The organism is Lutimaribacter degradans (assembly GCF_023703375.1).
In the GTDB taxonomy this organism is placed as follows: domain Bacteria; phylum Pseudomonadota; class Alphaproteobacteria; order Rhodobacterales; family Rhodobacteraceae; genus Lutimaribacter; species Lutimaribacter degradans.
In genome coordinates, this window is the sequence record NZ_JAMQGO010000003.1 from 213794 (window position 1) to 227498 (window position 13705).

A 13705-nucleotide genomic window follows, 5' to 3' on the forward strand; every position below is an offset into this window, starting at 1 on the left:
TCCAAGGAGGGTGTAATGATCCCGCGTTTCGGCCCCACACCGCGACACGACGTCAAGTACCGTCTCAGGCCGGGCGCCTATGCAATTCTGCCGCGCGGCGAGGAATTGCTGCTGACCTTTCAGGCCCAACCCAGGCCCGAGTTGCAATTGCCCGGCGGGGGAATCGATCCGGGCGAATCGCCCCTGGCCGCTTTGCACCGCGAGGTATTTGAAGAAACCGGATGGACAATCGCCGCGCCGCGCCGCCTCGGGGCCTTTCGACGTTTCGTCTATATGCCCGAGTACGATCTATGGGCCGAGAAGCTGTGCGTGATCTACCACGCGCGACCTGTCAGGCGGATCGGCCCACCAACCGAACCTGACCACCGCGATGTCTGGGTGTCGTCACACCGCGCCGCGCAAGAGTTGGGCAATAGCGGTGACCGCCATTTCGTCACACGGTTCGTGGCCTAAAGGGCCCTGTCTTCATTTTCCGGGCCGCCATATTCAAGCAGAACGGCGGAAACGTCATCAGCCTGCCTGCCGCCCTCGTGTTGGGTCAATTGCCAATGCATGTCATCCAACATTTCAGGGCCCTTGCGCGCCGTTTGCGCTTTTAGAAGCGTTACCAACCCTTCTTCGCCCAGCATATCGCCCGTTGCGCTTTCGCTTTCCGTGAAGCCGTCGGAATAAAGCAAAAGCCGATCACCCGCCTGCAGCCTTATATTGAAAGAGCTGTATTCAGCGCCGGGCAGCAACCCGATTGGCAGGCCGCCCTTGCCCAGAAATTCAACCCGGCCATTGGCGCGTTGCACCACGGGGTGCGGATGCCCGGCCTGCACCATTTCCACATGACCAGACCGAAGATCGACATTGGCATAAGCCATTGTAAGGTATTCCTCGACCCCGGTATCAGACAGCAGTCGGTCGTTCAGGATGCGCGCCACCTCGCCCGGCGGGCGCATGACGTGAAACCGTTCCAGCCTGCGCATCAACGCGATATTCTGGTCAAGGAAACGGCCACTCAGGTAACTGGCGAGGCGCGCCGTCATCAACGCTGACGTGATGCCATGGCCCGACACGTCGATCGAATAGACGCCCAGCCGGTTTTCGCCCGGGCAGAACAACCCGACCAGATCACCGCCCACATGGCCGCAGGGTTTCAGCAGCATCGAGACCTGCGTTTTCCCGAAGCTGCAAAACCGGTCAGGCACCAAGGATTCCTGTATCTTTCGCGCCTGGAGAAGATCGCGGTCAACCGCGTTGTACAACCCCTGGATTTCTTCCAGAGCGCCGGCCAGACGCTTGGACTTTCCCTTCAATTCACGCTCCATCCGAAGGACGCGCTGCCCGGCATTGATGCGCGCGCGTAATTCGGATGTATTGACGGGCTTGGTCAGAAAATCATCTGCCCCGCAATCCAGCCCTTGCGCCACGGCGTCCTTCTCGGTTTTTGACGTCAAAAGAATGAAATACCCGTAACCGTCGCGCGGCAACGCACGGAAGTGCCGGCAGAACTCCAACCCATCCATGCCCGGCATCATCCAATCGCTAAGCACCAGGTCGGGCGGTCTGGATCGGCACTGTTTCAGCGCCGCTTGCCCACTGTCGGCCTCATTCACAACGAAACCCCATCGGCGCAGCGACGCCACCAATATTCGCCGCTGTACACGGCTGTCATCCACCACGAGGACAGACAAGGCCCCTGCATCGCAGGGGTTGTCTGTTATTCGCCTGAGTGGTGACACCTGCAAGAAACCCGCCTTTCGGTTTTTCGGTTTCCTCCGTCTTGGCTCCTGGCGCTTTAAGAAAATGTAAACGGTAGAATTTGCCGTATCCGGTCTTCCGGAGCTTGGGTTCTGTTAACCCCAGCCGTGAACACTGCGCAGCGGAGGTTGCCTCATGATCGACTGGACACGCGTCAATTGTTTGCGAGACGAGGTTGGCGCAGATTGCTTTTGCGAAATCGTCGACCTGTTCCTGGAAGAGGTCGATGAAGGCATTGACAGGTTGCGCAATGGCGTGGCGCCCAATGCGCTTGGCCCCGAGCTGCATTTCTTGAAGGGATGCGCGTTGAACCTCGGGTTTTCAGAATTCTCGCAGCTTTGCCAGACCGGCGAGGTGCGGTGCAAAGCCGGCGAACAGGACAAGGTCGATATGACCGGGCTATTTCAATGCTATGATGCGTCGCGCGCCAGCTTTCTTTCCTCGGTTCAGGGCCGACCGGCCTAAATCAGGAAATCAGCAAGGATTTCATCATCCGTCACATCGCGGAAGGCAAAGCCGCGGGCGTTCACGCGCTCGAACAAGATCGGGAAATTATCGGCCTGGCTGGTCTCGATCCCGATCAGGACCGACCCGAAGTTTCGGCTGTTTTTCTTCAGGTACTCAAACCGGGTGATATTGTCATCTGGTCCCAGCATATCCAGAAAATCGCGCAATGCACCGGGGCGTTGCGGCAGGCGCAGGATGAAATACTTCTTCAATCCCTGCCAGTTCATTGACCGCTCCTTGACTTCGGGCAAGCGCTCGAAATCAAAATTCCCACCCGATGTCACGCAGACCACGCGCTTGCCACGGATCGCATCGGCCACATCCACCAGCGCATCCACGGCCAGTGCGCCGGCGGGTTCCAACACGATGCCTTCGACATTGAGCATGTCCAGCATTGTGCCACATATCCGGTTTTCCGGTGCCGCCATGACATCCGTGGCCGACACATCGCGCAGACGCTCGAACGGTCGGGCGCCGATCCGCGCTACAGAAGCGCCATCAACAAAACTATCGACCCGATCCAGTGTTACCGGCTTGCCGGCCTGTACCGCGGCATAAAGGCTGCGCCCACCGGCCGGTTCGACGAAGGTGTATGCGCAGCGCGTCCCGAAAAACGAACGCACCCCCGCGCTCAGCCCGCCGCCACCGACGGGCAGAATGATATGGTCAGGCGCGCCGCCCATCTGCACCGCGATTTCCACCGCGACGCTGGCCTGCCCCTCGATCACGTCGTCATCGTCGAACGGTGCCAGGAAATGCCCGCCCTGATCGGCACAAAACGCCTGCGCCTCGGCCAACGTGTCGTCGAAAAAGTCACCTGTCAGGCGTATCTCAACGGCATCGCCCCCGAAAATCTCGGTTTTCTGGATTTTCTGTTGTGGTGTTGTCACCGGCATGAAGATAACGCCCTTCACACCGAAATGGCTGCACATGTAGGCCACGCCTTGTGCGTGGTTTCCCGCGCTTGCGCACACGAACAACTGTTGGTCGGGCTGGCCCTCAAGCACCTTGCGCATGGCATTGAACGCCCCGCGCAACTTGTAGCTGCGGACCGGGGTCAGATCTTCGCGCTTGAGCCATATCTCGGCATCGAAGCGATCAGAAAGATGCGCATTCAATTGCAGCGGCGTTTCTGGAAACACCTCGCGCATGGCGCGTTCGGCCACGCGGGCCATATCCTGAAAACTTGTCATGTCTTACGTGATGGCGGGCAAATCGGGCCTTTGCAAGACGACGCACGGTATTCTTTGGCATACGGGGCCCATGTTGCGCCCGGCGCATAAAGACGCTAGGCGATGGCGAACCTGTTTTCCTTGGAGAGTCCCATGTCCGCGCCCAAGAAAGTCGTGCTGGCCTATTCCGGTGGCCTTGATACCTCGATCATCCTCAAATGGCTGCAAACCGAATATGGTTGCGAGGTGGTGACATTCACCGCCGATCTTGGCCAAGGCGAAGAGTTGGAGCCCGCCCGCAAGAAGGCCGAGATGCTGGGCATCAAGTCCGAGAATATCTATATCGAAGATATTCGCGAAGAATTCGTGCGTGATTTCGTTTTTCCCATGTTCCGCGCCAACGCGGTTTACGAAGGCCTGTATCTTCTCGGCACCTCGATCGCGCGGCCGCTGATTTCAAAACGGCTGGTGGAGATCGCCGCAGAAACCGGCGCCGACGCCGTGGCGCATGGCGCCACGGGCAAGGGTAATGACCAGGTTCGGTTCGAACTTTCGGCCTATGCCTTGAACCCCGATATCAAGGTTATCGCACCCTGGCGCGAATGGGATTTGACCAGCCGCACCAAGTTGCTGGAATTTGCCGAGCAGAACCAGATTCCCATCGCCAAGGACAAACGCGGCGAGGCGCCGTTCAGCGTGGATGCGAACCTGTTGCACACATCTTCCGAGGGCAAGGTGCTTGAAGATCCGGGTGAAATGGCGCCCGAATATGTCTATCAGCGCACCGATGATCCGGTCACGCAAGCGCCGGATGAGCCCGAGTATATCGAGATCGGGTTTGAAAAGGGTGACGCCGTTTCGATCAACGGAACGGCCATGAGCCCGGCAACGATCCTGACCAAGCTAAACGAATATGGCAAAAAGCATGGCATCGGACGGCTGGATTTCGTTGAAAACCGCTTTGTCGGTATGAAATCACGTGGCATCTACGAGACCCCGGGCGGTGACATCCTGCTCGAAGCGCATCGCGGAATCGAGCAGATTACGCTGGATAGCGGCGCCGGGCACCTGAAAGACTCGATCATGCCCCGCTATGCTGAACTGATCTATAACGGGTTTTGGTACAGCCCCGAACGCGAAATGCTGCAAGCCCTGATCGACAAAAGCCAGGAGCACGTGACCGGCACCGTCAAACTGATGCTCTACAAGGGCGCCGCGCGCACCGTTGCGCGCTGGTCAGATCATTCGCTGTATTCCGAGGCGCATGTGACCTTTGAAGAAGATGCCGGCGCTTACGATCAAACCGATGCGCAGGGCTTTATCCAGCTCAACGCGTTGCGGCTGAAATTGTTGGCAGCGCGCGACCGGCGGCTCAAAGGCTAGGGGCGGCAACGTCACCCTTGCACAAGGCGGCAAATGCCCGGCACCCTTGCCGGGCATTTTTCATTCCGAGGCTACCATGCTGAACACCATCGCCGAGCGGATCAACACCGGGCTGAACGGCCAGGGCTTTGAGGGCTCGCTAAAATTCGATTGCGGTGCCGATGGTGTTCTGGTGCTGGCCGACAACATGGCATCGACCGTTGACCGTGACACTGATTGCACCATCCGGTTAAGCCTTGAGAACCTCAAGGCGCTATTGGCGGGCAAACTGAACCCGATGACCGGGGTGATGATGGGCAAGCTGAAGATAAGCGGAAACCCGGCGGTGGCGATGAAACTAGGGTCGCTGCTGAAATAGAGCCTGTTTCAGCGCGATTCCTGCGTGGAAAAGACGTGGCTGCCACGCCAGCGTCCGCGACCACGCGACCTTTCGACCGGCGCGCACAGCCCGTCACGCGCTGTCACCGTTGCGTGACATTGCGTTGCAACGGCTATGCAGACAGCCGCGACAGGGGCATCCTGCGTGAAAGCATACGGAGGACAAGCCAATGAAAAACAAACTGGCGAATCTGAAGGCAATCACCCTGACCCTGGCCATCGCGCTGGGATGGATCGCACAGAACGGCGAGGCCCACGCCGCCGAAACACGCGTTCTGACCGTGGCGGGCGGGTGTTTCTGGTGCGTCGAGGCCGATTTCGAAAAGGTAAAAGGCGTGGAGGAAGTTGTCTCGGGCTATACCGGGGGCAGCACCGAAAACCCGACCTACAAGCAGGTCACGCGCGGCGGTACCGGGCATTACGAAGCGGTGCAGATCATGTTCAACCCGGAACAGGTAAGCCGGGCGCAACTGCTGCACATGTTCCTGCGTTCGGTTGATCCAACCGATGCGGGCGGCCAGTTCTGCGACCGCGGCGAAAGCTACCGAACGGCTATTTTCGTCTCTGATCAAGCTGAAAAGGAGCTTGCACAGCAAGCCATTGCCAACGCGCGGCAAGAGTTGGGGCAAAAGGTCGTCACGCCGATCGTGGATGCAAAGACGTTTTACAAGGCCGAGGCCTATCACCAGGATTACTACAAGGGCGACAGGCTGATGGTCACCCGGTTCGGTCCAATTCGCCAGTCAAAAGCCTATGAACGCTATCGCGAAGCCTGCGGGCGCGATGACCGCGTGCGGCAATTGTGGGGCGGCGCAGCACCCTTTGCCAGCTAGATCTTTAGAAATGCGTCAACCTCGACCCTGGTAGGAATCGCATCGGCGGTGCCTGCGCGCGTAACCTTCAACGCGGCGGCCGCTGCCGCAAGGCGCAGCGCATCGCCCGGCACCATGCTCTGCGACAATCCGGCGACCATGTACCCGGCAAATGTATCGCCCGCGCCGGTGGTGTCGACCGCATCCACTTCTTGCGCGGGAACAGAGACTGTTTCACCACGGTTCGGCCCGATCCACTCGGCGCCGTCTGCACCTTTTGTAACCACGATCTGCGGCACAGGCAGGTCAGCCACCGCCACGCCCAGCGCCCGCGACAATTGCCGTGCCTCGACAGCGTTCAAAAGCAACAGATCGACATGCGGCATCATGGCCCGCACCGAATCCACTGCGAAAGGCGCGGCGGAATAGGCAACCAGCGCCCCCTGCCCCCGCGCCCGCTTTGCGGCCTCGGCCTGAAGGTTGGTTTCGTTTTGCAAAATCAGCCAATCGCCCGAACCCGCAGCATCCAGAACCGCCAGTTGATCGGCGCCAAGCGCATGGTTCGCGCCGGGATAGAGTATGATCTGGTTCTCGCCAGCCGGATCGACACAGATGACGGCATGGCCGGTGGGCGTTTCCGTTTCCGCAATCGCCTGCGTCTGCACCCCGTAGCTGGCCAGACGGTCGACAGCCCAGGCGCCATCGCGCCCGACCGCACCCATATGCACAACCTCGGCACCGGCCTGCGCGGCGGCCACCGATTGGTTGGCTCCCTTGCCGCCCAGCCCGGTTGTCAGCGCGGTGGCCGCCAACGTTTCGCCCGCACCCGGCAAATGCGGGACGGCATAGAAATGATCGGCGTTGATCGAGCCCAGGTTATAGATCGTCATGCGGCGCCCCCGGCACCAAGGTTATCGTGGCCGGCACGGGGTGCACTCATCACCCCACCTTGCACGAGGCCAGAACCGCCATGTTCAGAATATCGGTTGCGGTGGCGTTGGACGAACAGATCTGGATCGAGGCATCGATACCCGACAGGATCGGCCCGATCACGGTGGCACCGGCCATTTCCTGCATCAATTTCACGCTGATCGAGGCAGAGTGCCGCGCCGGCACCACGAGGATGTTCGCCGGGCCCGACAGGCGCTGAAACGGGTAATTCGCCTGCGCCTGCGGGTTCAGGGCAACGTCGACGGTCATTTCGCCTTCGAACTCGAAATCCACGCCGCGACGCTCCAGCACGCGGGGCGCCAGGTGCATCTTTTCGGCCCGTTCTGACCGGGGGTAGCCGAACGTGGAAAACGAAACAAAGGCAACACGCGGATCAAGCCCAAGGTGGCGGGCGACGTCGGCGCCACGCTGGGCGATGTTTGCCAGGTCTTCCTCATCCGGCCATTCGTGCACCAGCGTATCAGCCACCAGAACTATTCGGCCCTTGTGCAGCAGTGCCGTCACGCCGGCAGCACCATTGGCGGCATCCGCGTCGAAGACGTGGTTGATCAGCTCCATCACGTGGGCCGATTTCCGGGTCGCGCCGGTGATCATCCCATCGCCATGATCATGCGCCAACATCAGCGCCGAAAACACGTGCCGGTCGCGCGCGGCGAGGCGGTGAATATCGTGCCGGTCGTGCCCCTTGCGTTGCAGGCGTTGATACAGGAATTCCTTGTAGGTTTCCAAATGCCGGGTGTTGGCGGCGTTCACGACCTCGAGCTCACGAACGGCGTCACCCAAACCCGCGGCTTCCAGCTTTTCCTTCACGTCCTTTTCACGGCCAACGACCAGCGCTTTGCCCAGGCCCTGGCGCTGATACATCACGGCAGCGCGCAGCACGCGCACATCGTCGCCTTCGGCAAAGATCATGCGGGCCTGTGCGTTGCGGGCCCGGGCGTTAATGCCGCGCAATATGCTGGCTGTCGGGTCCATCCGGGTTTTCAGGCCCAGCTCATAAGCATCCATGTCGATGATCGGGCGGCGGGCGGCGCCGGTTTCCATCCCGGCGCGGGCCACGGCTGGCGGTACACGGTGAATCAGGCGCGGGTCAAAAGGCGTGGGAATGATGTAATCGCGCCCGAAAGTCAGCTTGCGGCCATAGGCCATCGCAACCTCGTCGGGCACATCTTCGCGTGCAAGCTCGGCCAGCGCCTCGGCGCAGGCAATCTTCATCTCGTCATTGATGGCGCGCGCGTTGATATCCAGCGCCCCACGGAAGAGATAGGGAAAGCCAAGCACGTTGTTGACCTGGTTGGGGTAATCGCTGCGCCCCGTGGCAACGATGGCGTCCTGGCGAACCTCGTGCGCCTCTTCGGGGGTGATTTCCGGGTCAGGGTTGGCCATGGCAAAAATAACCGGGTTGTCGGCCATGCTGGCAACCATCGCTTGAGTTACCGCACCCTTGGCACTGACCCCCAGAAACACGTCGGCGCCCACCATCGCCTCTTCCAGGCTTCGCGCCTCGGTTTTGACGGCATGGGCCGATTTCCACTGGTTCATACCCTCGGTCCGACCCTGGTAGATCACGCCCTTGGTGTCACAGGCGATGCAGTTTTCGTGCCGCGCGCCCATGCGTTTCAGCAGTTCGACACAGGCGATGCCCGCGGCACCGGCCCCGTTCAGCACGATTTTCACATCTTCGATCTTCTTGCCCGAAAGGTGCAGCGCGTTGATCAGCCCCGCCGCGCAAATCACCGCTGTCCCATGCTGATCGTCATGGAAAACGGGAATATCCATTTCCTCTTTCAGGCGCTGTTCAATGATGAAACATTCCGGCGCCTTGATGTCTTCGAGGTTGATCCCCCCGAATGTCGGCCCCATCAGCCGCACGGCGTTGCAAAAGGCATCAACGTCTTCGGTATCAAGCTCGATGTCGATCGAATTCACGTCGGCAAACCGCTTGAACAGAACCGACTTGCCCTCCATCACCGGCTTGCTGCCCAGCGCGCCCAGGTTACCCAGACCGAGAACCGCGGTGCCGTTGGAAATGACCGCCACAAGGTTGCCCTTGTTGGTGTAGTCATAGGCCAGTTCGGGGTTTTCCGCGATCTCCTCGCACGGAACGGCCACGCCGGGCGAATAGGCCAGCGAAAGGTCGCGCTGCGTTGTCATGGGGACGGTTGCGTTCACCTCCCACTTGCCGGGGGTGGGTTCAAGATGAAAGGCCAATGCCTCTTCGCGGGTGATACGGTTTTTCGACATCTGATGGCCTTTGATTGCATGGGGCTTATGCTTCTTACATGGCCGTTGGTTTTGCCTCAACCTTTTGCGGTTTGGTCTTGGACGTGGTGCCCGCCATTTGTAAGGTCGCGCGAAACCAAAGGGGGTCTACGGTGTCGAACGTCACGCCGATGATGGCGCAATATCTCGAAATCAAGGCGCAATACCCCGATGCGCTGCTATTTTATCGCATGGGCGATTTTTTCGAGCTGTTTTTCGACGACGCCGTGGCAGCCGCCGAGGCGCTGGATATCGCCCTTACAAAACGCGGCAAGCACCTTGATCAGGATATCCCGATGTGCGGCGTGCCCGTCCATTCGGCCGAAGGCTATTTGCTGACACTGATCCGCAAGGGGTTTCGCGTGGCCGTCTGCGAGCAGATGGAAAGCCCCGAAGAGGCGAAGAAGCGCGGCTCGAAATCAGTGGTGAAGCGCGATGTCGTGCGGCTCGTCACGCCCGGCACATTGACCGAGGAATCGCTGCTGGAGGCGCGGCGTCACAACTATCTCGCCGCCTTCGTGACGGTGCGCGACGTCAGCGCGTTGGCCTGGGTCGATATTTCCACCGGCGAATTTCACGTGATGCCGCTGACGCCCGTTCGACTGGGACCCGAGCTGGCGCGGCTCTCCCCGTCAGAACTGATCGTATCCGAGGCGCAAGAAACCGATTTGGCCGAAACAGTGTCTGAATCCGGTGCATCGCTTACAGCCTTGGGCCGCGCCGCGTTTGACAGCCAAGGGGCCGAAAAGCGCCTTTGTGCCCTGTTTGGCGTCGGCTCGCTTGATGCGTTCGGTGCCTTTTGCCGCGCCGAGGTTTCGGCGATGGGCGCGATCGTCGAATACCTGGAGATTACGCAAAAGGGCAAACTGCCCTTGCTGCGCCCGCCTGTGCGCGAGGCCGAGACCCGCGTGATGCAGATCGACGCGGCCACGCGCCGAAATCTTGAGATCACGCACGCCTTGTCTGGCGGGCGGGCCGGGTCTTTGCTGGCCGCCGTCGACCGAACGATGACAGCGGGGGGCGCACGCCTGCTTGAAAGGCGACTTTCCAGCCCGTCGCGCGTGCTGGACGTTGTGCAGGCCCGCTTGGAATCGGTGCAGTTCGCGACCGAACAGGCCCTGTTGTGCCGTGATTTGCGCGATGCCTTGCGAAAGGTGCCCGACCTTGATCGCGCGTTATCGCGATTGGGGCTGGACCGGGGCGGCCCGCGTGACCTGGCGGCAATCCGCAACGGGCTGGAACAGGCCGTGCATATCGCCGGCACCCTGCCCGACGACCTGCCCAGAGTCCTGCTTCAGGCGAAACAGAACCTTTCGGGCCATGATGAAGTGCTGGATTTGCTGGGCCAGGCCCTGATTGCCGAACCGCCCTTGCTGGCGCGCGACGGCGGATTCATCGCCGCCGGGTATGATGACGAACTGGACGAGATGCGCCAACTGCGCGACGAAGGGCGCGGCGTGATCGCCAAGATGCAATCGGAGTATCAAGCGGCGACGGGCATCGCCTCGCTCAAGGTAAAGCACAACAACGTTTTGGGTTATTTCGTCGAGGTGACAGCCACCCATGCTGACAAGATGCACGCCGACGAACGGTTCAAGCATCGCCAGACCACGGCAAACCAAGTGCGGTTTACCACGGTCGAACTGTCCGAAATGGAAACCCGCATCCTGAACGCGGGCGGCCGTGCGATCGAGATCGAAAAGTGGCTCTACGACAGGCTGAAGTCAGAGATTCTCAGCCATGCAGCCGAGGTGGCACAAGCCGCCCGCGCGCTGGCCGAGATCGACTTGGCAACCGCCCTGGCCGACCTTGCGCGCGGTGAAAATTGGGTGCGTCCAGTTGTTGACGATGGTCGCGCGCTCGAGGTTGAGGGCGGGCGACACCCGGTCGTGGAACAATCGCTACGCCAACAGGGCGGCGCGCCCTTTATCGCCAATGACTGCGCGCTGGGGGATCAGGCGGATATATGGCTGCTGACCGGCCCTAACATGGCCGGTAAATCAACATTCCTGCGACAGAACGCGCTGATCGCCCTTCTGGCCCAGGCCGGCAGTTTCGTGCCGGCGACGCGCGCCCATATCGGGCTGGTCAGCCAGCTTTTCAGCCGCGTCGGCGCCTCGGACGACCTGGCGAGGGGGCGGTCCACCTTCATGGTGGAAATGGTGGAGACCGCGGCCATCCTGAACCAGGCCGATGATCGCGCACTGGTGATCTTGGATGAAATCGGGCGCGGCACGGCCACCTATGACGGGCTGTCCATCGCATGGGCCACATTAGAGCACCTGCACGAGGTCAACGGGTGCCGCGCGCTGTTCGCCACGCATTACCACGAACTGACGCAACTGGCCGGTAAACTGGGCCGCGTGGACAACGCCACCGTCTCCGTGCGTGAACACGAAGGCGAGGTGATCTTCCTGCACGAGGTTCGCAAGGGCGCGGCCGACCGGTCTTATGGCGTGCAGGTGGCAAAGCTGGCGGGCCTGCCCGACAGCGTGGTCGCCCGTGCACGGGTGGTTCTTGATGCGTTGGAAAAGGGCGAGCGTGAAGGCGCGACCAAACCCAAGGCGTTGATTGACGATTTGCCGCTTTTCGCCGCGGCGCCGGCCCCGGAGCCGCACGCGCCCCTCAGATCAAGCGCGATCGAGGCCCAATTGCGCGAAATTCACCCCGATGACCTTAGCCCGCGCGAGGCGCTACAGGTCTTGTATGACCTGCGCGCCAAGCTGAACGACGGATAGGCCGTCAGCCGCCGGTATTCGACGACACGCCCACCTGTGCCGGACGCAGCAGGCGGTCATAGAGCATGAACCCCTCGGCCGAAACCTGAATGATCTGCCCGTGTGTCGTGCCGGGCACGGGCGCTTCGAACATCGCCTGGTGAAGCTGCGGATCGAACGGGTCGCCTTCGACGGGGCTGATACGTTCGATGCCATGCTTCTTGAAAACATTCTGCAGCTCGCGCAGCGTCAGCTCCACGCCTTCAAGCAACGGGCCAAATGCTTCGCGCTGTTCATCGGTGGCAGCATCGAGTGCGCGCTTGAGATTGTCGTAAACCGGAAGCATGTCGCGCGCCAGTTTCGAGCCGCCATATTGTTCGGCCTCGCGGCGATCCTTGTCGGCGCGCTTGCGCGAATTCTCGGCGTCCGCGAGGGCGCGCATGAACTTGTCCTTGAACGCGTCGCGCTCGGCGCGCAACGTATCAAGCTCTACCGCCTCGTCCGAAATCTCTTCTTCGGCCTCGGCATTTGCCTCGGCTGCAACCTGTTCGATATCGTCGAGAAATTCGTCTTCCTTGCGCTCTGCCATCTTCCACCTCTAATTGCGGTCGGAAATCAGCTTTCCGACCAGCTGCGCCGTGTAATCCACAATCGGCACGATCCGTCCATAATTAAGCCGCGTCGGGCCGATCACGCCCACCGCGCCCACGATCTTTCGATCAGCGTTCATATATGGAGACACGACCAAAGATGAACCCGAAAGTGAGAAAAGTTTATTCTCGGAGCCGATAAAAATTCGCACGCCCTCGCCTTGCTCGGTCAGTTCGAGGAACTCGGCGATATCGCGCTTGCGCTCAAGGTCGTCGAACAATGTTCGGATCATCTCCAGATCGGCCTCGGATGTCTCTTCGGAAAGAAGATTCGACCGGCCGCGCACGATCAGGCGTTCGCTGCCCTCGCCCGCATCATCCCACAGGGCCAATCCGCTTTCGACCAACTGATGTGCAAGCGCATCGATCTCTTGCCGACGCGTTGTAATTTCGCGGGTGATGTCACCCCGCAAATCGCTCAATGTCCGGCCCTCGGCCAAAGCATTCAGGAAATTCGCGGCCTCGCGCATGGAAGCGGGTGTTTGCCCCGGCGGCGGCGTGAACAGCCGGTTTTCCACATGGCCGTTCGCGAATACCAGCACGACCAGCGCGCGGTCGGCGCCAAGGTTCACGAACTCCACATGTTTGATCGGCGCTTCCTGCTTGGGGGCCAGCACCAACGAGGCACCATGTGTAACACCCGACAACGCGGTGCTTACGCGGTCCAACAAGCCGCCGACATCCTGGCTGTTGCTGCTGGCCGTTTCATCAATTTTTTGACGATCCGACTGGTCAAGGTCACGCACTTCAAGCAGCCCATCGACGAAAAGCCTTAGCCCCATCTGCGTCGGAACACGGCCGGCGCTGACATGGGGGCTGCCCAACAAGCCCAGAAACTCAAGATCCTGCATGACATTGCGAACCGTCGCGGCACTGACACGTTCATTCATCGAGCGGGTCAGCGTGCGGCTACCCACGGGATCGCCGCTTTCCAGATAGCTTTCGACCACGCGGCGAAAGACCTCGCGCGAGCGTTCGTTCAACTCGTCCAGCAAATTGTTGTCGTCCGGCATGTCGAAACCTCAAGACAGAGGGCATTAAAGGGCATGAAGTGCAAAGGTCAATCGGGGTTGCGCATCGCCCCGCCCCGCAATCGGGGTTGCGCATCGCCCCGCCCCGCCTGTATC

12 protein-coding genes are annotated in these 13705 nt (G+C 60.6%); 6 read left to right on the top strand and 6 right to left on the bottom strand.

Features of this window, described 5'->3' with window-relative positions:
* Positions 1-15 precede the first annotated feature (15 nt).
* Positions 16-453, top strand: coding sequence for an NUDIX hydrolase (locus M8744_RS07350; RefSeq protein ID WP_251411747.1), 438 nt, complete (start codon positions 16-18; stop codon positions 451-453).
* Here the strand turns inward: M8744_RS07350 and M8744_RS07355 are convergent.
* Positions 450-1733, bottom strand: a complete 1284-nt coding sequence (locus tag M8744_RS07355) for a PP2C family protein-serine/threonine phosphatase (RefSeq protein ID WP_251411757.1) — start codon at positions 1731-1733, stop codon at positions 450-452. The genes M8744_RS07350 and M8744_RS07355 overlap by 4 nt on opposite strands.
* A 148-nt stretch (positions 1734-1881) precedes the next feature.
* Between M8744_RS07355 and M8744_RS07360 the strand changes: the two genes are divergently transcribed.
* Positions 1882-2211, top strand: coding sequence for an Hpt domain-containing protein (locus tag M8744_RS07360; protein ID WP_251411759.1), 330 nt, complete (start codon positions 1882-1884; stop codon positions 2209-2211).
* Here the strand turns inward: M8744_RS07360 and ilvA are convergent.
* Positions 2208-3446, bottom strand: a complete 1239-nt coding sequence (gene ilvA, locus M8744_RS07365) for a threonine ammonia-lyase IlvA (RefSeq protein WP_251411762.1) — start codon at positions 3444-3446, stop codon at positions 2208-2210. The two genes, M8744_RS07360 and ilvA, sit on opposite strands and share 4 nt — an antisense overlap.
* Positions 3447-3578: 132 nt before the next feature.
* Here ilvA and M8744_RS07370 point away from each other — a divergent pair, with 132 nt between their 5' ends.
* The 3 genes from M8744_RS07370 (at position 3579) to msrA (ending at position 6019) form a co-directional block, all read left to right on the top strand.
* Entirely contained in the window at positions 3579-4808 is a 1230-nt protein-coding gene (locus tag M8744_RS07370; RefSeq protein ID WP_251411764.1) for an argininosuccinate synthase, read from the top strand.
* Between the two features lie 76 nt (positions 4809-4884).
* Positions 4885-5166, top strand: a complete 282-nt coding sequence (locus M8744_RS07375; RefSeq protein ID WP_251412446.1) for an SCP2 sterol-binding domain-containing protein — start codon at positions 4885-4887, stop codon at positions 5164-5166.
* A gap of 190 nt (positions 5167-5356) precedes the next feature.
* Positions 5357-6019, top strand: a complete 663-nt coding sequence (msrA, locus tag M8744_RS07380; protein WP_251411766.1) for a peptide-methionine (S)-S-oxide reductase MsrA — start codon at positions 5357-5359, stop codon at positions 6017-6019.
* Here the strand turns inward: msrA and M8744_RS07385 are convergent.
* Both M8744_RS07385 and M8744_RS07390 read right to left on the bottom strand, forming a co-directional pair.
* Positions 6016-6888 carry a ribokinase gene (locus M8744_RS07385; protein WP_251411768.1) on the bottom strand — a complete coding sequence of 291 codons (873 nt, stop codon included), beginning with the start codon at positions 6886-6888 and terminating at the stop codon, positions 6016-6018. The genes msrA and M8744_RS07385 overlap by 4 nt on opposite strands.
* Before the next feature lie 49 nt (positions 6889-6937).
* A complete protein-coding gene (locus M8744_RS07390; RefSeq protein WP_251411770.1) occupies positions 6938-9193 on the bottom strand; it encodes an NADP-dependent malic enzyme in 2256 nt (751 codons plus the stop codon).
* 149 nt (positions 9194-9342) lie between these two features.
* On the opposite strand from M8744_RS07390, the gene mutS reads away from it, so the two are divergent.
* Positions 9343-11949 carry a DNA mismatch repair protein MutS gene (gene mutS, locus M8744_RS07395; protein WP_251412448.1) on the top strand — a complete coding sequence of 869 codons (2607 nt, stop codon included), beginning with the start codon at positions 9343-9345 and terminating at the stop codon, positions 11947-11949.
* A gap of 4 nt (positions 11950-11953) precedes the next feature.
* Here the strand turns inward: mutS and M8744_RS07400 are convergent, their stop codons facing one another.
* Positions 11954-12517 carry a nucleotide exchange factor GrpE gene (locus M8744_RS07400; RefSeq protein ID WP_251411772.1) on the bottom strand — a complete coding sequence of 188 codons (564 nt, stop codon included), beginning with the start codon at positions 12515-12517 and terminating at the stop codon, positions 11954-11956.
* 9 nt (positions 12518-12526) lie between these two features.
* Positions 12527-13591, bottom strand: a complete 1065-nt coding sequence (gene hrcA, locus M8744_RS07405; protein WP_251411774.1) for a heat-inducible transcriptional repressor HrcA — start codon at positions 13589-13591, stop codon at positions 12527-12529.
* Between the last annotated feature and the right edge of the window lie 114 nt (positions 13592-13705).

What these genes read in the sequence shown, in the direction of transcription:
- M8744_RS07350 (WP_251411747.1), top strand. Translation starts at nt 16, where the DNA reads ATGATCCCGCGTTTCGGCCCCACACCGCGACACGACGTCAAGTACCGT.
- M8744_RS07360 (WP_251411759.1), top strand. Translation starts at nt 1,882, where the DNA reads ATGATCGACTGGACACGCGTCAATTGTTTGCGAGACGAGGTTGGCGCA.
- ilvA (WP_251411762.1), bottom strand. Translation starts at nt 3,446, where the DNA reads ATGACAAGTTTTCAGGATATGGCCCGCGTGGCCGAACGCGCCATGCGC.
- M8744_RS07370 (WP_251411764.1), top strand. Translation starts at nt 3,579, where the DNA reads ATGTCCGCGCCCAAGAAAGTCGTGCTGGCCTATTCCGGTGGCCTTGAT.
- M8744_RS07375 (WP_251412446.1), top strand. Translation starts at nt 4,885, where the DNA reads ATGCTGAACACCATCGCCGAGCGGATCAACACCGGGCTGAACGGCCAG.
- msrA (WP_251411766.1), top strand. Translation starts at nt 5,357, where the DNA reads ATGAAAAACAAACTGGCGAATCTGAAGGCAATCACCCTGACCCTGGCC.
- M8744_RS07385 (WP_251411768.1), bottom strand. Translation starts at nt 6,888, where the DNA reads ATGACGATCTATAACCTGGGCTCGATCAACGCCGATCATTTCTATGCC.
- M8744_RS07390 (WP_251411770.1), bottom strand. Translation starts at nt 9,193, where the DNA reads ATGTCGAAAAACCGTATCACCCGCGAAGAGGCATTGGCCTTTCATCTT.
- mutS (WP_251412448.1), top strand. Translation starts at nt 9,343, where the DNA reads ATGATGGCGCAATATCTCGAAATCAAGGCGCAATACCCCGATGCGCTG.
- M8744_RS07400 (WP_251411772.1), bottom strand. Translation starts at nt 12,517, where the DNA reads ATGGCAGAGCGCAAGGAAGACGAATTTCTCGACGATATCGAACAGGTT.
- hrcA (WP_251411774.1), bottom strand. Translation starts at nt 13,591, where the DNA reads ATGCCGGACGACAACAATTTGCTGGACGAGTTGAACGAACGCTCGCGC.